The sequence below is a fragment of the Amycolatopsis sp. NPDC114504 genome (assembly GCF_055633595.1).
The window spans coordinates 588,348-608,753 of the sequence record NZ_JBVKDU010000001.1 but is presented as its reverse complement, the minus strand read 5'-3'; the positions used below and the strand labels follow the sequence as shown (position 1 = coordinate 608,753).

19 protein-coding genes are annotated in these 20,406 nt (G+C 72.6%); 13 read left to right on the top strand and 6 right to left on the bottom strand.

Features of this window, described 5'->3' with window-relative positions; translation table 11 throughout:
* Positions 1-29: 29 nt before the first annotated feature.
* Complete coding sequence (locus ACZ7PG_RS02950; protein ID WP_470237397.1) at positions 30-707, top strand: hypothetical protein; 678 nt, start codon at positions 30-32, stop codon at positions 705-707.
* Here ACZ7PG_RS02950 and ACZ7PG_RS02945 read toward each other — a convergent pair.
* From ACZ7PG_RS02945 to ACZ7PG_RS02935, 3 genes are all read right to left on the bottom strand, one after another.
* Positions 655-1,056 (bottom strand): hypothetical protein, encoded by a 402-nt coding sequence (locus ACZ7PG_RS02945; protein ID WP_470237396.1) that lies wholly within the window; start codon positions 1,054-1,056, stop codon positions 655-657. The genes ACZ7PG_RS02950 and ACZ7PG_RS02945 overlap by 53 nt on opposite strands.
* Positions 1,053-1,784, bottom strand: coding sequence for an SDR family oxidoreductase (locus tag ACZ7PG_RS02940; protein WP_470237395.1), 732 nt, complete (start codon positions 1,782-1,784; stop codon positions 1,053-1,055). Before ACZ7PG_RS02940 ends, ACZ7PG_RS02945 begins: the two co-directional genes overlap by 4 nt.
* Before the next feature lie 80 nt (positions 1,785-1,864).
* The gene (locus tag ACZ7PG_RS02935; RefSeq protein WP_470237394.1) at positions 1,865-2,749 is read right to left on the bottom strand and encodes a sigma factor; all 885 of its coding nucleotides are present in this window, start codon (positions 2,747-2,749) and stop codon (positions 1,865-1,867) included.
* A 103-nt stretch (positions 2,750-2,852) separates the two neighbouring features.
* Here ACZ7PG_RS02935 and ACZ7PG_RS02930 point away from each other — a divergent pair, with 103 nt between their 5' ends.
* Positions 2,853-3,254 carry a cupin domain-containing protein gene (locus tag ACZ7PG_RS02930; RefSeq protein WP_470237393.1) on the top strand — a complete coding sequence of 134 codons (402 nt, stop codon included), beginning with the start codon at positions 2,853-2,855 and terminating at the stop codon, positions 3,252-3,254.
* A 2-nt stretch (positions 3,255-3,256) separates the two neighbouring features.
* Positions 3,257-4,108 carry an NAD-dependent epimerase/dehydratase family protein gene (locus ACZ7PG_RS02925; RefSeq protein ID WP_470237392.1) on the top strand — a complete coding sequence of 284 codons (852 nt, stop codon included), beginning with the start codon at positions 3,257-3,259 and terminating at the stop codon, positions 4,106-4,108.
* Between the two features lie 464 nt (positions 4,109-4,572).
* Here ACZ7PG_RS02925 and pdxR read toward each other — a convergent pair whose 3' ends face one another.
* Positions 4,573-5,955: a MocR-like pyridoxine biosynthesis transcription factor PdxR gene (gene pdxR / locus ACZ7PG_RS02920; protein ID WP_470237391.1), complete on the bottom strand. Its 1,383-nt coding sequence runs from the start codon at positions 5,953-5,955 to the stop codon at positions 4,573-4,575.
* 320 nt (positions 5,956-6,275) lie between these two features.
* Between pdxR and ACZ7PG_RS02915 the strand changes: the two genes are divergently transcribed.
* The 6 genes from ACZ7PG_RS02915 (at position 6,276) to ACZ7PG_RS02890 (ending at position 11,271) form a co-directional block, all read left to right on the top strand.
* Positions 6,276-6,479, top strand: coding sequence for a hypothetical protein (locus ACZ7PG_RS02915; RefSeq protein WP_470237390.1), 204 nt, complete (start codon positions 6,276-6,278; stop codon positions 6,477-6,479).
* A gap of 134 nt (positions 6,480-6,613) precedes the next feature.
* Entirely contained in the window at positions 6,614-7,132 is a 519-nt protein-coding gene (locus ACZ7PG_RS02910) for a hypothetical protein (RefSeq protein ID WP_470237389.1), read from the top strand.
* A 20-nt stretch (positions 7,133-7,152) separates the two neighbouring features.
* Positions 7,153-8,082, top strand: a complete 930-nt coding sequence (locus ACZ7PG_RS02905; RefSeq protein WP_470237388.1) for a GNAT family N-acetyltransferase — start codon at positions 7,153-7,155, stop codon at positions 8,080-8,082.
* A 90-nt stretch (positions 8,083-8,172) separates the two neighbouring features.
* Positions 8,173-9,612, top strand: a complete 1,440-nt coding sequence (locus ACZ7PG_RS02900; RefSeq protein WP_470237387.1) for an FAD-dependent oxidoreductase — start codon at positions 8,173-8,175, stop codon at positions 9,610-9,612.
* On the top strand, positions 9,609-10,643 hold the full coding sequence (locus ACZ7PG_RS02895; protein ID WP_470237386.1) for a hypothetical protein: 1,035 nt from the start codon (positions 9,609-9,611) through the stop codon (positions 10,641-10,643). The genes ACZ7PG_RS02900 and ACZ7PG_RS02895 overlap by 4 nt, the downstream gene beginning before the upstream one ends.
* Before the next feature lie 28 nt (positions 10,644-10,671).
* Positions 10,672-11,271 carry a TetR/AcrR family transcriptional regulator gene (locus ACZ7PG_RS02890; protein ID WP_470237385.1) on the top strand — a complete coding sequence of 200 codons (600 nt, stop codon included), beginning with the start codon at positions 10,672-10,674 and terminating at the stop codon, positions 11,269-11,271.
* On the opposite strand, the gene ACZ7PG_RS02885 is transcribed toward ACZ7PG_RS02890, so the two are convergent.
* Together ACZ7PG_RS02885 and ACZ7PG_RS02880 are read right to left on the bottom strand one after the other, a co-directional pair.
* Positions 11,272-13,566: a hydantoinase B/oxoprolinase family protein gene (locus ACZ7PG_RS02885; RefSeq protein ID WP_470237384.1), complete on the bottom strand. Its 2,295-nt coding sequence runs from the start codon at positions 13,564-13,566 to the stop codon at positions 11,272-11,274. It abuts the gene before it with no gap.
* A complete protein-coding gene (locus ACZ7PG_RS02880; RefSeq protein ID WP_470237383.1) occupies positions 13,563-15,659 on the bottom strand; it encodes a hydantoinase/oxoprolinase family protein in 2,097 nt (698 codons plus the stop codon). The genes ACZ7PG_RS02885 and ACZ7PG_RS02880 overlap by 4 nt, the downstream gene beginning before the upstream one ends.
* A 140-nt stretch (positions 15,660-15,799) precedes the next feature.
* On the opposite strand from ACZ7PG_RS02880, the gene ACZ7PG_RS02875 reads away from it, so the two are divergent.
* The 4 genes from ACZ7PG_RS02875 to ACZ7PG_RS02860 are packed head-to-tail and all read left to right on the top strand — an operon-like array spanning position 15,800 to position 20,374.
* Complete coding sequence (locus tag ACZ7PG_RS02875; RefSeq protein WP_470237382.1) at positions 15,800-17,275, top strand: FAD-dependent monooxygenase; 1,476 nt, start codon at positions 15,800-15,802, stop codon at positions 17,273-17,275.
* Positions 17,272-18,918, top strand: coding sequence for a (2,3-dihydroxybenzoyl)adenylate synthase (locus ACZ7PG_RS02870; protein ID WP_470237381.1), 1,647 nt, complete (start codon positions 17,272-17,274; stop codon positions 18,916-18,918). Before ACZ7PG_RS02875 ends, ACZ7PG_RS02870 begins: the two co-directional genes overlap by 4 nt.
* Positions 18,915-19,664 carry a maleate cis-trans isomerase family protein gene (locus ACZ7PG_RS02865; protein ID WP_470237380.1) on the top strand — a complete coding sequence of 250 codons (750 nt, stop codon included), beginning with the start codon at positions 18,915-18,917 and terminating at the stop codon, positions 19,662-19,664. Before ACZ7PG_RS02870 ends, ACZ7PG_RS02865 begins: the two co-directional genes overlap by 4 nt.
* The gene (locus tag ACZ7PG_RS02860; protein ID WP_470237379.1) at positions 19,661-20,374 is read left to right on the top strand and encodes a TetR/AcrR family transcriptional regulator; all 714 of its coding nucleotides are present in this window, start codon (positions 19,661-19,663) and stop codon (positions 20,372-20,374) included. Before ACZ7PG_RS02865 ends, ACZ7PG_RS02860 begins: the two co-directional genes overlap by 4 nt.
* Positions 20,375-20,406: the final 32 nt, after the last annotated feature.

Here is a 20,406-nt window from a genome sequence, read left to right as displayed (position 1 = left end):
CGCCGTCAGCCGAAACGAGGAGGAAAGCGATGCGGCTCGCCGGGGTGCGGTGGCGCGCGACGGTCGGCACGGCCCGGCTCGACGGCGTCGGCTACCGGGTGGTCCGTCCGTTACGTCCGCTCCGGAACGCGGCCCTGGAGGAGCACCGCTTCGGGGCGGAACTGGCGATCGGCAAGGCCGAGGCCGTCGACCTCGCCGTCGCGTGGTGGCTGGCCGCGCGTTCGCCGCACAGCCTCATCCACCTCCCGCTGCGCGCGGGCGGGCCGCTCGACCTGGTCCTGCTGCACCACAGCCTCGGGTTCCGGGTGTCGAGCTGGAAGCGGCTCCGGTCACGGCTGTCCCTGCCGGCGATGAGCACCGTGACCCTGCCGCCCCGGCCGTTCCCCGCCTTCGGGCGTGCCGACCACGAGCGGTTCCACCACGAGGACTTCCGGGACCACCTGCGGTACGCCTTCGCCGCGGACACCCTGTTCCTCATCGGCAGCCGGCGCGCCTACGAACTCGCCGCCGAAGACGTGCGGGCCCTGGCCGAAGACGGCCCGGCACACCTGGTCGCGGGAACCCACCGCTGCGCGGAAATCGGGCTGGGGCCGTGGAAGCCGCACCACCGGCGGAACCCGTCCGCCATGCTGCACGTGTACCTCCGCGACGCCGTCACCGCCGGCGGTCCCGCAGCAGAGCCAGGGCGATCGGGGCCAGGCCGATGAGCGCCACCAGCGCGTTGGCGACCGTCAAGAACACCTTCTGCCCGGGGCTCGCCGCTTCCATGTTAAACAAGTGGAAGAAGAAGTGCGGCACGGACCACACCGAATACGCCAGCGACGCCGGCACGACGTAGTGCGTTTTCGGCTTCACCAAAGCGATGCCGAGCAGCAGGGCGATGCCGAGGGTCGCGCTGCCGAAGTCGTGGGCGAAGTGGTCGCTGAACGGCGGGTTCAGGTCCACCGTCGGGAAGTCGTCGTAGAAGCTGCGCGGGAACAGCTGGTTCCAGCCGCCCACCACCAGCTGCTCGCCGAACGGGATCACCAGGGCCAGGCGGATCGCGAGAGTGTTCATCGCGTCACCTGGCGGAGGTATTCGGCGAACGTGCGAGTGCCTTCGACGTGGTCGTCCGGCGGCAGCAACCCGCCGCCCGCCATCGCCTTGCCGACCGCGCCGGGCACCCGCACCGGGACGACGATCTTGCGCTCCCCGCGGGCCTTGACCAGCTGCCGCGCCATGTCCACCATCCGCAGCCGCTCGGGCCCGGCCAGCGGGGGCAGGTAGCCGGCCGGCGCCTGCCCGACCCGAGCCGTCAGTGCGCGGGCCACGTCGATCGCGGCTACCGGCTGGGACAGCTGGCGCGGCACCGCCACGAAGGGACCGCGCGCGCCGTCGAGCAGCGGCTCGGGGAACTCCTGGAACTGCGTCGCCCGCAGGATCGTCCACGGCGCCGGGCCTTCCCGGGCGACGCGCTCCTGCTCGCGTTTGCCGAGGTAGTACCCGAGGTCGATGTCGTCGATCCCGACGATCGACAGCGTGACGACCTGGCGCACGTCGGCGCCGGCGAGGTGGCGCGCCACCCGGCCGAAGAAGTCGATCGCCCGCTTCTTCCGGAGCGTGACGACGTTCGTCACGTCGATGATCTCCGCGCAGCCGGCCAGCGCGTCGGCCAGCCCTTCGCCGGTGCTGAGGTCGACCCCGCGCGAGCGCGCCAGGACGACCGGTTCGTGCCCGGCTCCGGCCAGCTCCCGGACCACCAGCCTGCCGATCATGCCGGTCCCGCCGGCGACGGCCACTCGCATCGTTGTCCCCTTCCGGTGTCAGTCACCCACCAGACCGGGTGGCCTCCCCGGAACGTGACACCGTGAGTCGCCCGTCACACTCACGGGCGGGCGGCCGCCCACAACGCCGCGAGCTTTTCGGGGTTGACCAGCAGGCTGACCTGGTCGATACCGTCGGCGGAGGCGTCCACCCAGCAGGCCGCGAGCGGCGTGTCCCCGCGGAAGATCAGCGCCACGGACTGCCCGTTCGCCTCGACGATCTCGGCTTCGGCGTCCTGGCCGTAGATCGCGACGGTGCGCAGCAGGAACTGAGCCACGCGCTCCCGGCCCACGACGGGCTTCCGCGCCGCCGTCACGACGCCGCCACCGTCCGAAGAGGACACCGCGTCGGCGGCCAGCATGGTCCGCAGGGCATCGAGGTCCCCGCGCCGGGCCGCGGCGAGGAACGCCGTGAGCAGCCGGTCACGCTCCGCCGGAGCGACGCGTCCCGCGCGCTCGCGGGCGACGTGCGTCCGCGCCCGGTGTCCCTTCTGGCGCGCGAGCTCCTCGCTGATGCCGAGGAAGCCGGCGATCTCGCGGTACGGGTAGTCGAAGGCCTCGCGCAGCACGTAGACGGCGCGCTCCGCCGGCTCGAGCCGTTCGAGCAGCAGGAGGATCGCCAGCTCGAGGGCTTCGCCCCGGTCGAGCGCGCCCGGGGTGTCGTCCCCGGACGGGACCGGCTCCGGCAGCCACGGGCCGGCGTAGAGCTCGCGGCGCGCCCGCGCTGTCCCGGCCGCGGTCAGCGCCAGGCGGCTCGCCGTGGTGACCAGGAACGCTTCGGGGTTCCGGACCTCGGAGCGATCGGTGCCCTGCCAGCGGATCCAGGTGTCCTGGACGACGTCTTCGGCGTCGGCGGCGGTGCCCAGCACCCGGTAGGCGATGCCGAACAGCTTGGGACGCGCCGCTTCGAAGGCCGCGACCGCCCCGTCGAGGTCGCCGGTCGTCACGTCGTGCTCCTCATCCCGGGCATGCTACGGCGGCGAACCGGTCCACCGCACCGGGCCGGAAGTGGACCAGCCGGCGGCGGCGCGCGCTGCCTAGCGTGGAACCATGACCGACGCACAACCGAGGACGAACTCCGTCCTCACGATGCTGGCTTCGCAGACTCCGTCCATTCCGGACGGTGCGCACGTCATGACGGCCACGATCGAACTCCCGCCGGGCGACGCGGGCACGCCGCCGCACCGGCACTCCGGGCCCGTCTTCGGGTACATGCTCGAGGGCGAGATGATCTTCGAGCTCGAAGGCGAACCCGAACGGGTGATCAAGGCCGGCGAGGCGTTCTGGGAGCCCGGCGGCGACGTGATCCACTACCAGGCGGCCAACAACCTGGCCGGAGCGTGGAGCCGGTTCGTCGTCGTGATGATCTGCGCGCCCGGGCAGGAGATGCTGACGTTCGTCGGCCCGGAAGAGCTGGCCGCGCGCGCCGGCCGCCGTGTCGGGAGGGAGTGACCATGCGGATCTTCCTCGCCGGCGCGTCCGGCGCCGTCGGCCGCCGGGTGGTCCCGGCGCTGGTGGCTCAAGGGCACGACGTGGTCGGCCTGACCCGGAGCCCGGCCTCGGCGGTCCGTATCGAGGAGCAGGGAGCGACAGCGGTGCTCGGTGACGTGTACGACGCCGCCGCGCTCGCGGAGGCGGTGTCGGCGGCGCGGCCGGACGTGGTCATGCACCAGCTCACCGACCTCGGCACCGGCGACCGGGCGGCCAACGCGAAGGTCCGCGTGGTGGGGACGCGCAACCTGGTCGACGCGGCGAAGGCGGCCGGGGTGCGCCGGATCGTCGCCCAGAGCATTGCGTGGGCGTACGAGCCGGGCGTCTCACCGGCGCGGGAGGACACCCCACTGGACCTGCACGGCGCGCCCGACCGGGTGGCGACGGTAGGGGGGATCGAGGCGCTGGAGACGGCGGTGGCGGAGCTGCCGGAGTGGGTGGTGCTGCGTTACGGAACGTTGTACGGCCCGGGGACGTGGTACGACCGCGACGCTTTGATGGCGCGGCTGGCCCAGGCGGGAAACCTGCCGGCGAACGCGGACGTGACGAGCTTCGTCCACGTCGATGATGCGGCCTCGGCGGCGGTTGGGGCGTTGGAGTGGCGGTCGGGAGCGGTCAATATCTGCGACGACGAGCCCGCGGCGGGGTACGAGTGGGTGCCGGAGTTTTGCACCGCGGTCGGGGTGCCGGGCCCGGCCCGGGTGGAGGGTGAGCGCACGGGCTGGGCCCGCGGCGCGGACAACAGCCTGGCGCGTGGGGAGTTGGGCTGGGTGCCGGGTTTCGTGTCGTGGCGGGAGGGTTTCGTGGGCTTGTGACGGCCGCCGCGCGCGGATGACGGTCGCGCGGGCGCGGACCCCGGCTGGGCGCGGGAGTTGGCTGGGCGTGTGGGGCGGACAGCGCCCGGGTGCGTGAGGAGCTGGGTCGGGTGCCGAGCCGGGGTCGTGGCGGGCGCGCTTCGCCGGGTCGCGCCGGCGCCCCGCGCGCGGATGACGGTCGCGCCGCGGGTGCGTGGGGAGTTGGGCTGGGTGCCGGGTTTCGTGTCGTGGCGGGAGGGTTTCGCGGGCTTGTGACGGCCGCCCCGCGCGGATGACGGTCGCGCCGAGGCACGGACCCGGCGGGGTGCGGGAAAGTTGCTGCGCCCGCGGCGCGGACAGCGCCCGGGTGCGCGAGGAGCCGGTGTCGTGGCGGGTGCGCTTCGTCGGGTCGCGCCGGGGTGGTTCCGCTGTCCGCGCCGCGGCGCGGATCCCCGCTGGGCGCGGGAAGTTGGCAGCGCGCAGCGTCACCAAGGCTCGATCGCCGCCCCGCGCAATACCTCGGCCAGCGCATCCAACGCCGGGTGCCAAGCGTGCTGCGGTGGCGTCCCATACCCGATGATCAGCCCCGCCTTCGCCGCCTCCGCGCCGTGCCAATACCCCGCCGCGTGCAGGCCCGCGAGCTGGAGGCCGGCCGCCAACCCCGTCTCGACGAGCCGGCGCTCCTCCTTCGCCGACGCCAACGGCAAGAGCGCGTGCAACCCGGCCGGGACGCCATCCAGAGGTACCTCGGTCAACGAAGCCAACCTGCCGGCCAGCTCGGTGCGTCGCCGACGGTAGATCTGCCGGGCTCGGCGGACGTGGCGGTCGTAGTCGCCTCGGTCGAGGAGGTCGGCCAGGGCCAGCTGGCCCGGCACACCCACCGTCGCGCCCGTTGCCGCCAGTGCGTCCAAGACCGGGATGCGCAACCGGGGCGGCAGGATCAGCCAGCCGAGACGCAGCCCGGGCGCCAGCGCCTTGCTCGTGCTGCCCGCGAAGACCACCCGGTCGGGGTCCAGGGCCTGCAGCGCGCCGACCGTGTGCCGGTCGTAGCGGAACTCGCCGTCGTAGTCGTCCTCGATGACGTACCCGTCGCGTTCGCGCGCCCACGCGACGAAACCGGCACGCGCCTCGCGGCTCAGCACGACGCCACGCGGGTGCTGGTGGGCGGGGGTCAGCAGCACCGCGTCCGCCCGCTCGGGGATGTCCGCCGGGTCGGCGCCGGCCGGGCCGACGCGCAACGGTGCCGTCGCCAGCCCGGCTCCGTGGATCAGCCGGCGGTGGTGCGCCAGCCCGGGGTCCTCCGTGGCGATCGCCTTCGCCCCCGGCAGCGCCCGGGCCAGCACCGCGAGGCCGTGGGTGAAGCCGCTCGTGATCACCACGGCCCCCGCTTCGGCACGCACGCCGCGCGCCCGGGAGACGTACGTCGCGACCGCCTCGCGCAGCGCCCGCGTGCCCGCCGGGTCGCCGTAGTCCATGCTCGCGGTGCCCGCCGCCGCCAGTGACCGCTTGACCGCGGCCGCCCACCGGCCGTGCGGGAACAGGCTCAGGTCCGGGCGGCCGGGGCGCAGGTCGATGACCCCGCGCACCGGGGCGTCGCGCGGGCCGCCGGCGGGCGGGAGCGTGACGTCGGCGACCCGCGTGCCCGACCCGGTCGCGCTGACCAGCCATCCCTCGGCGACCAGCTGGGCGTACGCCGCGACGACGGTGCCCCGGGCGATCCCGAGGTCGTCGGCGAGGCCGCGGGTGCCGGGCAGGCGGGTCCCGGCCGGCAGCCGGCCCGTCGTCACCGCCTCGCGCAACGCCGATTCGATCGCCCGCGCCCGCGGTTCGCCGACGTCGAGGTGCAGGTCGATGCCCAGCTTGTCCACGGGGTCCATTCTGCGGCATCCGGCCCTCCGCGGTGCGCGGTACCGGAAAGAAGCCGCTTTCCCCTCCGATGTGGACTGTCCGGAAAGGACTCTCCGAGGTGCGCGGCCCCGCGCGGACGGGTCTCGTGCACATTCCGCGAGGGAGTGGTGTACGCTGAGTGGTGTCCGAGAGCATTTCGAGCGCGAGTGATCAAAAGTCCGCGCCGTCCTCGGCCCCCATCCGGCTGGTCTTCACAGCCTGATCACGTACTCGTGACAAACCCGAAGCACGCCACACCACGTGGCGCCCACGAAAGGATCACCCGATCACTTCTTCCACAGTGGACAGTTCGCTGTTCAGTCACCCCGTCGCCGAAGAACCCCGCTCCGACGCGTTCACCGCGCCCCAGGACGACCGGTACGGGAACCTCTTCCGGCAGCCGGTGTACACCCCGGCGGCGCCCTCCGACGACGCGCCCGAACCCGCCCCGCGCCAGCGCGGCCGGGCGGCCCACGACCCGTCCGGACGCCGCGGCCGCCACTGAGGCCGGCCGCCGGGCTGTTGCGTCCTCCGCACCGGTCCGGACCATCCCCTAAGGACACCCCTAGGGTTGCGCGGAAGCGCCGGGCGGCGGAGGTACGATCTGCCGGTTCCCAGCTCCTCCGAAGGGTTTGTCCGTTGACCGAATCGACAGTGCAGCGGGTCAAGTCGATCCGCATCGTCAACGGCCTGCGCCATCCGCTGCTGGCGGTCGTGGCCCGGTATCCGGCGGAGTTCCTGGTCCGGCCGGGTGGTGAGCTCGAGATCCGCGAGACGGCTCCGCGCGGCGGATACGTCGAGCTCACGGTCGACAGCGAGGAACGCACGGGCCTGCGGATCGACACGGGCGAGTCCGGCAAGATGGAGGTCTTCCTCGACGGGGAGCCGCAGCCGCTGCCGTCCCTCGTCCTCGACGGCGGTCCCCGCCAGGCGACCTGGCCGGACCTCGAGGCGTCCTTCGGCAGCCTGCAGGTGTTCGACACCCGGACGGGCCCCCGCACGGTCCGGCTCGAAGAGAAGAACGGCACCACCACGCTCGTCGGCGCCGGTCGCGAGCCGATCCGGTTCGCGGGTGTCGGGGTCAACGGCTACCCGCCCGAGCTGATCATCGAGTCCGACGGGCTGCGCATCCGCGGCTCGCACGGTTCCGCTCGCTGAGAGCGCACTAGCCTGGGGTCATGAGCGAACTGCCGGTTCGGACCGAGCGGCTGGTCGTGCGGCGGTTCGCCGCGGGGGACGTGGCCGCGTTCGCCGCCTACCGCTCCGATCCCGAGGTGGCCCGCTACCAGGGGTGGGACGCGCCGGTGCCGGAAAAGGCCGCCCGGCGGCTCGTCACCGAGTTCGCGGCCGCCCGAGAGGGCACGCCCGGGTGGTTCCAGTACGCCGTCGAGTGCGACGGCGTCCTGATCGGTGACGTCGGGATCTGCCTCGACGGCAACCGGATGCAAGCCGAGGTGGGCTTCACGATCGCCCGGGCGCACCAGGGCAACGGCTACGCGGCCGAGGCCGTGCGGTGCGTCCTGGACCGGGTGTTCGCCGCCGGCGTGCGCCGGGTGTCCGCGGAGTGCGACGCGCGGAACACCGCGTCGGCGCGGCTGCTGGAGCGGCTGGGGTTCGGCCTGGAGGGCCATCGCCGCCGGCACACCTGGCTCAAGGGGGAGTGGACCGACGACCTCCTGTTCGGCCTGCTGGCGGAGCACCGGCCGGCCACCGCGCCGGCCATCTTCGCCTGCCGGCCCAACCTCCTGGTCAACGACCTCGCCGCGACGCTCGACTTCTACGCCGGCTCGCTGGGGTTCCGGATCGGCTGGCGCTGGTCCGACCGGCAAGGCCGGTTCCTGACCGACGACGAGCCGCACGAGCCCGGAACGGCGCTGGTCGGGCGCGACGCCGTCCAGCTCATGCTGACCCAGGTCCCCGGCCCGCACTCGACCCGCCTGCACCTCGACGTCCATTCGGCGGCGCAGGTCGACCGGCTGTTCCGGGAGTGGCGCGGGCGTGGGGTGGACTTCGCCGAGCCGCCGTTCGTCCGGCCGTGGGGGATGTACGAGATGCGCCTGCTCGATCCCGACGGCACCGTGCTGCGCGTGAGCTCGCCCGCTCCCTAGTCGGCGCCCGATCGGAGCCTTGACACTCGCGCCCACTCATTCATACATTCGTCGTCACTTTGTATGATTCGACGTGGGGAGTTGATCCGCATGCGGCTCGGCAAGACCGCCGTCGTCCTCGGGGGCAGCGCCGCCGGCCTGTGTTCCGCCGGTGCGCTCGCCCGGTACTTCGACCAGGTCGTCGTGCTGGAACGCGACGAGCTCCCCGCCGAGGCCGAGCACCGGCGGGGCGTTCCGCAGAGCAAGCACCCGCACTTCCTCCTCAACTCCGGCCGGCGCGCGATCGGGGCGCTGTTCGACGGCTTCGAGGACGACCTCCTCGCCGCCGGCGGGCTGCACCTGATGCCGTCCATGGACGCCGCCTACCTCGACGGCGAAGGCTGGTCGGCCCGCAAGCGCAGCGCGATGACGATGATCTACAGCTCGCGGATCCTCATCGAGCGCGTCCTGCGCGACAAGGTGCGCGAGCTGCCGAACGTCGTCATCCGTGAAGGCACCGCCGTCAGCGGCCTGACCACGCGGGACGGCGCGATCACCGGCGTCGACACCCAGGGCGGGCACGTCGACGCCGACCTCGTCGTGGACGCGATGGGCCGCGGCTCGTCCGTCGGCGGCTGGCTGGTGGCGGCGGGCTGGCCCGAGCCCGAGGTCAAGACGCTCGACGCCAAGGTCACCTACACCTCGCGCTGGTACGACCTTCCCGCGTCGCGGCCGGCGACCTGGTGGTGGCGGCACCTGGTGATCATGCCGACGCCGGACAAGGGCGAGCACCCCGACGAACACGACTACCTGGTCAACTTCTTCCCGGTCGAGGGCAACCGGGTCATCGCCTGCATGGGTTCGTGGGGCCTGGAGATGCCGCGCACGACCGACGCGTTCGTCGAGACGGCCCGCCGCGTCCGGACGCCGATGTTCGCGGCCGCGATGGACCACTGCGAACCCACCTCGGAAGTCCACCTGACCCGCTCGACCGGCAACAAGTGGCGCCGCTACGACCGCCTGCGCACCCCGCCGGAGCGGCTGGTCTTCGTCGGCGACGCGATCTGCGCGTTCAACCCGTTCTACGCCCAGGGCATCAGCTCCGCGGCCGGTTCGGCCCTGCTGCTGCGCGACCACCTCGCCCGCGCGAAGCAGCTCGACGCGCGGTTCTCCGCGAAGTTCCTTGCCGCGCAACGCAAGCTGCTCGCCGTGCCGTGGAGCCTGGCGATGGCCCGCGACCAGGGCTACGAGTGCGCGGAAGGCACCGAGAAGCCGCGCGAGTGGAAACGCCGGCTCCTCGCGGCCGTCTCCGCACCCGCGTTCAGCCTCATCGTCGGGGCCGCCCGGGAGGACGAGGTCGTCGACGAGCACTTCGCCAAGGTGTTCAACCTCGACGAGTCGCTGGGCGACATGCTGCGCAACCCCCGGGTCATCGCGGGGATCGTGCGCTACCGCGTCCGCGCGGCGCTCGGCCGGCACCGGGTGCCCTTCGGGTTCGACGCCCAGGCCGAACCGCCCGCCACGGACTATTCGACGGCGACCGCGCGATGAGCGTGGCGTGCGGGCCGGAGGCCGACGCTCTCACCCGCGGGCTCGGCTTCGACTGCCACGACGTCGCCCCGGTCGTCTCGGTGCGCTTCCCCTGGACGCTCGCGCACTGGACCATGCCGCTGCTCGAACTGCTCATCGTCGGCGGGGCCGTCTTCGCGCTGGTGCACGCCGTGAAGCGGTACCGCGCGGGCGATCCGGTCAACCTGGCGCTGTGGTGGGCGTCGCTGGTCTACCTCTTCGTCACCGAGCCGCCGCTGTACTTCCCGGAGTGGTTCGGGCTCGACCGCGTCTACGGGTTCATCTTCGCCCACAACCAGTTCACGGTGCAGTTCATGGCGGATCGGCTGCCGCTCTACATCGTGGCGTTCTACCCGGCGTTCAGCCAGCTCGCCTACGAGGTCGTGCGGTCGCTCGGGATCTTCCGGGGGAGGGGCCCGTTCGCCGGTTCGGTGGCCGTCGCCTTCGTCTGCCAGGTGTTCTACGAGGTCTTCGACCAGCTCGGCCCGCGGCTGACGTGGTGGGCGTGGAACCCGGGCAACCGGATCGTCAACCACCCGGCGCTGGCGTCGGTGCCGATGACGAGCATGCTGCTGTTCGCGTCCGTCTCGTTCGGGGCGCTGACCTACCTGGTGGTGCGGCTCGCGCACGGTCCGCGCCGCGGGTGGTCGCTGACCTGGCGGACGCTGGTCGCCGGGGTGCTCACCCCGCCGGCGATGGCGGTCGCCGGCATCCCGTCGAGCCTCTTCGACGGCAACACCGCCGTCCAAGCGTGGATCCTCGGCGTCGAACTGGCCCTGGTCTGGGTGGCGGGCGCGTGGATCATCGGGACGAACCGGGCGGACCGGCCGCCGCCGTCGGCCTTCGCGCGGATCTACCCGGCCGGCTACCTGGGGGCGCTGGCGGTGTTCTGGCTCGCCGCGGACGGCGACGGCCCGCCCGGGAGCGTGCCTTACACGCTCGCCTGCTTCGCCGCGGCCGGCCTGGTGCTCGTCGCGCTGTACCGGAAGGCGCGGGCACCTGCTCCGGTCTGAGCCGGCCCGGTCGGGGAAGATGGGGCGCATGGGGCACCACGGATGGCGGGGCAACCCGCCCGGCACGGAAGACGAGGCCCGCCGCCGGATCGTCGACGCGGCGACGGCGTGCCTCGACCGGGCCGGGCTCGCGAAGACCAGCCTGTCCGACGTCGCCGCCGAGGCCGGGGTGACGCGGCAGACCGTCTACCGCTACTTCCCGAGCCTGAACGACATCCTGCGCGCGGTCGCCCTGGCCGGCGTCGAAGAGTTCGCCGGGCGGATGGAACGCCACCTCGCGACGTTCGGCAGCGCCACCGAGGTCGCGGTGGAGTCCGTGGTGTTCGCGGCCCGGACGTTGCCCGGCGAACCGCACCTGGGCCTGCTCCTGCAGGCGGGCGAAGCCGACTTCTTCACGGTCGGCGTCATCTCGCCGCTGGCTTTCTCCTACGGCGCGAGGATTCTCCGCAACGTCCCGGTGGACTGGGCCGCCGTCGGCGTCACCACCGACGACGACCTCCAGGGCCTCGCGGAGCTCCTGATGCGCCTGTTCCTGTCCTTCCTGCAGTACCCCTCGACCCCACCGCTCACCGACGACGGGATCCGGGCCCTCGTCCGCCGCTGGATCGGGCCCGCCCTGCGCGGGTGATCACCCGACGAGGTGACCGAGGGCCCGCAGGGAGTTCGGGTGGTCCGCCGGGACGACGCCCGAGTACACCGCCGTCCAGCAGGACGGGCAGCAGTACTGCCGGAACACCACCGCCGCGTCCACGTAGTCGGCCGCCGTCGCGATGATCTGGGGGCCCGCCTCCGTGGGCGGTCCCTCGTACACCGCCACCGCCGGCTCGCCGTCCGCCGTGCGGAGGTGCTCGCCGCAGTGGCCGCAGGCGAGACCGCCGTCCGCGGGCTCGACCAGGTTGTCGTCGAGCCGGCGGGCGCCGGACAGGCTCGTCTTGCCGAGGGATGGCCCTGACAACGCCGAGCGTGAGTGCCGTACTGAACGCTGCCGCGCACGTTCGGCTTCGGTCGCGGCCGCGTCCACCACGCCGTCGCGGACGACGACGCCGTAGACGTCGGTGGCCGCCGACGGGGTGATCTTGGCTTCACGCAGGTCGCGGGCCACGGCGGCGGGGTCGCGCAGCAACGGGTCGCCGTAGCCGCCGCCACCCTGCCACGTCATCGCGAACACCTCCCCGGGCGCGAGGTAGCTCGACGCGTAGTTCTGCCCCGGCTCCAGCGCGTCGCCGAGCTCGTCCATAGTGGACGGAATCCGGCCGGACGCCAGCAGGGAAGCGACCGGGCTTTGCCTCGCCACGACGTCCAGGCCGCTGTTGCCCGGGTGCCCGCCGGCGAGCCCACCGTTCTGCGCGATCGCCTTGCCCGCCGACGCCAGCACGAGTCCCATCGGGACGCTCGTGCCGTGCGGGGTCATCGCGATCGACGCGCCGAGCCCGCCGCGGTGCCGTCCCGGCCCGCCGGAGTCGGGGACCTCGCGCCGCCACAACGTCAGTACGGGGTAGAGGAACTCGGTCATCTCGACGTCGGGAACGCGGCCCATCGGGATGCAGAACAGGCCGCCGGTGTCGATGCCGTCGGCGTCCGGGCGCGCGCCGTAGCCGCCGGCCATCGGCTCCATGATGATGCTGAGGAACGGCGCGGGCGCCTCGCCGCGTTCGTCCAGCCCCGCGATCACGGCCGTGTCCCAGGTGCCGCAGCACGTCGCCTGGACGCTCTTGCCGAGCTCGAGATCGCGGTCGAGCATCTGCGCGAGGCACTCGGCGATGAGGTTGCCGGTGAGCCAGGCCGGGCCGATCGGGCCGCGGCCGACCGCCGCCGGGAACGTCGCGTTGTTGAGCGTCCCTTCCTCGGTCACGAGGTCGAAGCAGCGCATCAGCCCGCCCGCCGACCACGGGATGTCGCCGGCCAGGATCGGCAGCAGCGCGAGCATCACACCGCCGCGCATGCCGGCGTACGTGCAGTTGATGACGCCGGCCTGCGGGTCGGTGCCGGTGAAGTCGAACGTGAGGTGGTCGCCGGTCTTGGTGGTCTTGACCGTGATCTTGTGCAGGCCGCGGTCGCCCTCGTGCGACTGGTCCTGGTAGCCGGTCGCCGACCAGCTGCCGTCCGGGAGCGCGGAAAGCTTGTCCCGCAACCGGCTTTCGGCGTCGGACATCATCCGCTTCATGACGGCCTTGACGGTGTCGGGGCCGTACTGCTCGATCAGCGCGTGCAGGCGTTCGGCGCCGACGTTGTTCGCGCCGATCTTCGCGCGCAGGTCGAGCCCGACGAGCATCGGGACGCGCGAGCGGCGCACCCACAGGTCGGCGACGTCGCGCTGCAGCCGGCCGTCGCGGACCACCTTCACCGGCGGCGTCGGCAGGGACTCGGAGAAGACGTCCTCGGCGGCGGGGGAGAAGGAGCCGAGCCCGACGCCGCCGAGGTCCGGCTGGTGGGCGATGGCGCTGGTCCAGGCGAACAGCTTGCCGTCGTGGAACACCGGCTGGTAGACGATGACGTCGTTCTGGTGCAGCCCGCCGCCGACCCACGGGTCGTTGCACAGGAACATGTCGCCGGCTTCGATGCCGGGGTTCGCGGCGCGGTTGCGCAGCGTCCAGTAGATGGCGAGGTCGACCGCGCCGACGAGCATCGTGTTGTAGAGGCCGACCTGCACCTCCTGGCCGAGCTCGTCGGAGATGGCGAAGTCGAAGTCGTTGGCGTCGGTGACGATCGGCGAGCCGGACATGCGCTTGAGTGCCTCGCCCATCTCGTCGGTGACCGACCACAGCCGGTGCCGGATGACCTCGTAGGTCAGCGGGTCGAGGGCGTCGACCTGGTCCTGGGTGACACTGTGGACGTCCAAAGAGGACGGCAGCGAGCGCCGCAGCTCGCCGAGGTCGACGGGACGGCTGGAGAACTGCTCCGAACCCGGGATGGGCATGCTCATGCGGCGCTCCTGATCGTGAGGTTGCCGAGGTGGTCGACGGTTCCGGTGGAGCCGGCGGGGACCACGACCGTCGTCGTCGGGACCTCGACGATGGCCGGGCCGGTCAGCACGTGGCCGCTGCGCAGCTCGCGGTAGTCGTAGACGGCGGTGTCGACGTAGCCCGAGGCGGCGTCGAGGCACACGGGCCGGGTGCCGGCCGGCGCGGCGGCCGAGTCCGCGGCCGGCACGTCGGGCAGCCGCGGGCTGAACGGCAGGACGCCGACCCCGCGGACCCGGAACGTGATGGCCTGGATCCCGGCTTCGCGGAACCCGGCGTCCTTGCCGTACAGCGTGGCGTACCGCTCTTCGAACCCGGTGGCGGCTTCCTCGATCGCCGCCATGTCCAGCGGTCCCTCGACGACGGGCGTCGTGACCTCGGCCAGCTGCATCGAGTACCGCATGTCGATTTCCCGGTACAGCTCGACCTTTTCGAACTTCAGGCCCTGCCGGTCGAGGCCTTCGCGGACCCGCTGTTCCAGTCGGGTGAAGTTGCGTTCGGCCCGCTGTGGGTCGAAGGGGACGTTCAGCGGGTCGGACAGCTCGGCCGCCAGCACGATGTCCGACGACGCGAGCCCGAACGCGGAGAACGCCGACGCGACCGGCCCGAGCGGGACGACGACCTCGGTGCACCCGACTTCGGCCGCGTAGCCCGCGCAGTGCGCCGGGCCGGCGCCGCCGAACGCGTAGAGCACGAACCCGCGCGGGTCGTGCCCGGCTTCGACGACGGTCTTGCGCAGCAGGTCGCCGGTCTGCGCGTTCTGCACGGTGTAGATCGCGGCCGCGGCCTCCTCGACGGTGAGGCCGAGCGGCTTGGCGATGTGCGTGTCGATCGCTTCGCGCGCCAGTTCCAGCGACAGCGGCTTGCGGCCGCCGAGCAGCCCGCGCTCGGGCAGGATGCCGAGCACCAGGTTGGCGTCGGTGTTGGTCGGCTCGGTGCCGCCGTTGCCGTAGCACGCGGGACCGGGCACGGCCTGGGCGCTGTGCGGGCCGATCCGCAGGTTGCCGCCGGCGTCGAGCCAGGCGATCGCGCCGCCGCCGGAGCCGATCGCGTCGACCCGCAGGGTGGGGACGTTGATCGGGTGGTGGTTGATGACGGTCGTGGTGTCGCGCACCGGTTCGCCGTCGACCACCAGGCCGGCCAGGAACGTCGTGCCGCCGACGTCGGTCGAGATGATGTTCCGGTGGCCGAGCTGGCGGCCCAGTGCGACCGAGCCGATCACGCCGCCGGTGAGGACGGACCCGACGGTGCTGATCGCCGCGGCCGGCGCCTCCTGGGCGGCCACCGCGCCGCCGTTGCTCTGCATCACCAGCAGCGGCCCGGAAAGCCGGTTCTCGCGCAGCGTGTCTTCGAGCGTGGTGAGGTAGTCGCGCAGGCCGGGGCCGATCTGCGTGCTCATGATCGTGGTGGCGTTGCGGGCGAACTCGCGGATGCGCGGGCTCACTTCGGACGACAGCGCGACGAAGACGTCCGGGTCCTCCTCGGCGATCAGCTCGCGGATCCGCTGTTCGTGCGCCGGGTTGCGGAACGACCACAGCAGCGAGACGGCGATCGCGCGGACGCCGGTGGCCAGCAGCTCGCGGATCTTCGCGCGGGTTTCGTCCTCGTCGAGCCGGACGACGACCGCGCCGTCGCGGTCGATCCGCTCGGTCACTTCGAGGGCGAGCCGCTTCGGCAGCAGGCCGTGGTCCTTCTTCTGCCGCAGCACGTTCTGCAGCTCGTGCGGCGAGCGTCCCAGGTAGCGGCCCTCGACGTTCATGATGAAGATCGAGTCGCGGTGGCCCTTCGTGGTGAGGAAGCCGACCGGCGGCACATTCCCGGTCACCAGCGCGTTGAGCGACGACGTCGTCCCGTGGGCGATGTGGTGGGTGTCGGCCAGCATCTCCGGCAGCGACCGGCCGAGCTGCTCGGCCAGCAGCCCGAGCACGTCGAGCACGCCCTGGGAGTAGTCGGGCGGGGTCGAGGGGGACTTCGCGGCGAGCACGGTCCCGGCGTCGTCGTCGAGAACGGCGTCGGTGAACGTGCCGCCCACGTCCACGCCGATGACATAGGCCATGACTCACGCTCCTTTGCGCGGAGAAGATCTGCTAACTGAGGCGTAGACTATTCAACGCATATGACAAGAGTCAACCCTCTTGACGAGCTATGGTCCTTGACGTCAAATAGTCGACGTAATCGTCAAACAAGGAGGTCGGGATGCAGCCACGTCGAGTCGCGGTGCTGGGTGGAGGGCCCGGGGGGCTCTACGCCGCGCGACTGCTCAAGCTCGCGTTTCCGTCCTGCGAAGTCGCCGTGCACGAGCAGGGGGAGCCGGACACGACCTTCGGGTTCGGCGTCGGGCTGGCCGCCGGCACCCAGCGCAAGCTGGCCGCCGCCGACCCCGACACGCTGCGCGACCTGGTCGCCGCGGGCTGCCGGCACGACATGACCCTGCGCGTCGGCGGCCGGGTCGCCCGGGTCCGCAACGACCGCCTGGTCGGCGTCGCCCGCACCGAGCTCCTGGCCATCCTGCAGCGCCACGCGGAGAAGGCCGGGGTCGAGCTGAACTTCGGGACCCGCCGGTCGGCCGCGGACCTCGACGCCGACCTGGTGGTCGCCGCCGACGGCGTCGGCAGCGTGACCCGCGAGCAGGGGGACTTCGGGGCGCGGATCGGCACCGGGCGGGGCCTGTACCTGTGGTGCGGAGCCGACTTCGCGCTGGACGACGCCCTGTTCGAGCCGGTGCGGACCGAGCACGGCGTCTTCGTCACGCACGCCTACCCGTACGGCACGGGTAACAGCACGTTCCTCATCGAGACCGACGAGGCCACCTGGCGGCGAGCCCGTTTTGACCACGTCGTCGACGACGGGGATTCCGACGAGGTCTCCCTGCGCTACCTGCAAGACGCGTTCGCCGAGCCGCTGCGGGGGCACCGGCTGATCGGCAACCGCACGCGCTGGCTGCGGTTCCGGACCGTCCACTGTGCCCGGTGGTCGGCGGGGAACACCGTCCTGCTGGGCGACGCCGCGCACACCGCGCACTTCTCCATCGGCTCCGGCACGAAACTGGCCATGGAGGACGCGATCGGCCTGGTCGACGCCCTTCGGGACGCGGACGACACCGCCGAAGCCTTCGCCCGGTACGAGGCGGACCGGCGGCCGGCCGTCGAACGGCTGCAGGAACTGGCCCGCCGGAGCCGCCTGTGGTGGGAGTCGTTCCCGTCCCGGCTGGACCTGCCGGTGGAACGGCTGATGGTCGCCTACATGACCCGCGCCGGGAACGTCCCCCTCGACCGCTTCGCGGCCACCAGCCCGGACCTCGTCGCCGCGGCGCTGACCCAGTACGCCGGGACGGCACCCCCGGCGGACGGGCTCGTCGACTGGGTGCTCGACCAGCCGCCGGCCCCGCCCGACGGTCTCGTCACGGTCGACGACGTCGTCACCGACCCGTGGGATCCCGCCGGTGACGCCGTGGTGGCGCGCGCTCGGGAAGCCCGGGAGCGCGGCGCGACGGGATTCCGGTTCACCGGACCGGGTGATCGCGGCGCCCTGCTCACCCGGCTGGACCTCGCCGAGCGCGTCCGGCTCGAAGCCGGTGGGATCGTGCTGGTGGAAGGACCGGCGGCGTTGCGGGACGACCTGGCCGCCGGCCTGGTCAGCGCCCGCACCGACCTGATCGAGGAGACGGTATGAGCTGGGGTGACAAGGTCGTCGCGTACCCGGCGGACGCCGTGCGCGTCTACCGCGACGGCGGCCTGTGGGGCACCCGCACGATCGCCGACCAGCTGCACCGGATCGCGCTGGCCCACCCGGACCGCGACGCCGTCGTCGCGCTCGACGGCCGCGTCACCTACCGCGAGCTGGACGAGCGCACCGACCTGCTGGCCGCGGGGCTCGCCGGGCTCGGCCTCGAACCCGGCGACCCCGTGCTCCTCCAGGTCGGCAACCGGCTGGCCACGGTGCTCGCCTGGTACGGCGTGCTGAAGGCGGGCCTGGTGCCGGTGTGCACCCTGGCGGCCCACCGCGGGCACGAGATCGGCGAGATCAGCCGCCGGGTGGGCGCGGTCGCGCACCTCGTCGAGACCGGCGGGTTCGACCTCGTCGGCTTCGCGCTCGAGCAAGGTCGCGACCACCCGACCCTGCGGCACGTCCTGGTGCTCGGCGATGATCCGCGCGGCACCGCCGTCTCCCGGCTCGGGCAGGACGTCGACGCGGGGGCCGCGCGCAAGACCGTCGAGGAGATCCAGGCGGGCATCGGCCCGGACGACGTCGCGGTGTTCCAGCTCTCCGGCGGCACCACCGGTGTGCCCAAGGTGATCCCGCGGCTGCACGCCGAGTACTGGTACAACGCCCTCGCCTACGCGCAATCCTGGGGCTGGACCCCGGAAACCCGCGTCGCCCACCTGATCCCGATCGTGCACAACGCCGGGATCGTCTGCGCGCTGCACGCCTCGCACAGCGTCGGCGCTTCGCTGATCCTCGGCACCGCCGACCTGGACGCGTCGCTTCCGTTGCTGGCGCGCGAGGCGGCCACGCACGTCTTGCTGGGGCACGGCCACTTCCGGGCCGTCGGGCACCCGGAGTTCGCCGCCGCGGCGGCCGCGCTGACCCAGGTCGTCCTGTCGGGCAGCAAGGTCCCGCCCGCGCTGTTCGACGACCTCGAGCGGCGCGGGCTGTGGTCGGCGCAGCTGTTCGGCATGGGGGAGGGCCTGTTCTTGACGACGCGGCCGGGCGCACCCCGGGCCGCGCGGGCCACGACCGTCGGTACGCCACTGTCCGAAATGGACGAAGTGCGCGTCCTCGAACCCGGGACGGACGAAGAAGTCCCGGACGGCGAGATCGGCGAACTCTGCTGCCGCGGCCCGTACACGCTGCGCGGCTACTTCGACGCCGAGGAGCACAACGCGCGCGCGTTCACCGCCGACGGCTTCTACCGCACCGGCGACCTCGCCGCGGTGCGCGTCTTCGACGGCGTGCGGTACGTCTCGATCGAGGGCCGGATCAAGGACGTCATCAACCGCGGCGGCGAGAAGATCAACGCCGAAGAGGTCGAGCTGCTCCTGCTGCGCCACCCGCTCGTCACCGCGGCCGCCGTGGTGGCCATGCCCGACCCGCGGCTGGGCGAGCGCACCTGCGCGTTCGTCACCGGCGGGCCGCTGGACCTGCCCGAAGTCCGGCGGCACTTCGCCGAGCAGGGCGTGGCGAAGTTCAAGTGGCCCGAACGCGTCGAAGTCGTCGCCGAAATCCCGCGCACCCTCGTCGGAAAACTGGACAAGAAGCGGCTGCAGGCGGAGATCGCCGCGAAGCTCGCCACCGAACAAGGAGAAACCCCGTGACCCCGCACCGCATCGGCTTGGTCGTCCCCAGCTCGAACGTCACCGTCGAGACGGAGATCCCGGCGCTGCTCGCGCGTCACCCCGCCGCGTTTTCCTTCCACAGCAGCCGGATGCGCATGCACCAGGTGTCGCCGGAGGAGCTGCGTGCGATGAACGCCCAGCGCGAACGCTGCGTCGACGAGCTGGCCGACGCGGGTGTCGACGCGCTGCTCTACGCGTGTCTCGTCGCGGTGATGGCACAAGGCCCGGGCGAGCACGAGCGCACCGAGAAGGCCGTCACCGGGCAGCTCGCGGCCCGTGACGCGCACCCGGCCGTGCTGTCGAGTGCCGGAGCGCTCGTCGAAGGGCTGCGCGCGCTCGGCGCCCGGCGCATCGCCCTCGTGACGCCGTACCTGCGGCCGCTGGCCGAAGAAGTGGTGGCCTATCTGCGAGCCGAAGGCTTCGACGTCGTGGACTGGGTCGCGCTCGAAGTCGCGGACAACGCCGAAGTCGGGTGCATCCCCGGCGACCGGGTCCTCGCCGCCGCGCGGGGGCTGGACCTGGCCGAGGCCGACGCGCTGGTCATCTCCGCCTGCGTCCAGATGCCCTCGCTGGACCTGGTCGAGCCCGCGGAAACCGAGTTCGGGCTGCCGGTGCTGTCGGCCGCCACCGCCGGCGCGTACGCGCTCCTGCGGGGCTTGAACCTCGCGCCGCGGCTGCCGGGAGCCGGTCGGCTGCTCGCGGGACCTCTACCATCACAGGGATGAGCGGCAGCACACCGCGGGGCGGGTCCCGCGAAAAGGGGACCACCGCGCGGCGGGAACTGGTGGAGAACGAGCTCTACGAGCACGCCACCCGGCTCTTCGCCGAGCGCGGCTTCGCCGGCACGAGCCTGCAGGACATCGCGGACGCTTTGGGGATCACGCGGCCGGCGCTCTACTACTACGTCAAAAGCAAGGAAGAGCTGCTGGCCAAGCTCGTCACCGAGGTCACCAACGGGCCTTTGGAGGAGCTGACCGAGCTGGTGGCGCGCGACCTCGACCCGGTGGCGAAGCTGCGCGGCATCGTGGAGATCATCGTCGGCCGCCGCGTCCGGCAGCCCGAGCGGTTCCGGCTGCTCATCCGGTCGGAGGCCGAGCTGCCCGCCGCGCTGACCGAGGCCTACGACGAGGGCCGCCGTGCGGTGCTCAAGACGATCGCCGGGGTCATCGACGAGGGCGTGCGCGCGGGCCGGTTCCGGCCGGTCGACGGCCGCGTCGCGGCGCTGGGCGTCCTCGGCATGTGCAACTGGGTGGCGTGGTGGTTCCACCCCGGCGGGCGGGATACGGCCGACGCGGTCGTCGAGCAGCTCGCGGACATGGCCGTGGGCGCCTTGCAGCGGGCTGACCAGCACGTTCTCGACGGCGAAGGCCCCGCTGCGGCGTTGAAGATGCTGCGTCAGGACCTCGACCACCTGGAGCGCATCCTCGACGTCTGACACCGTGCCGTTCTCGAACGGCTGCCGGGCCT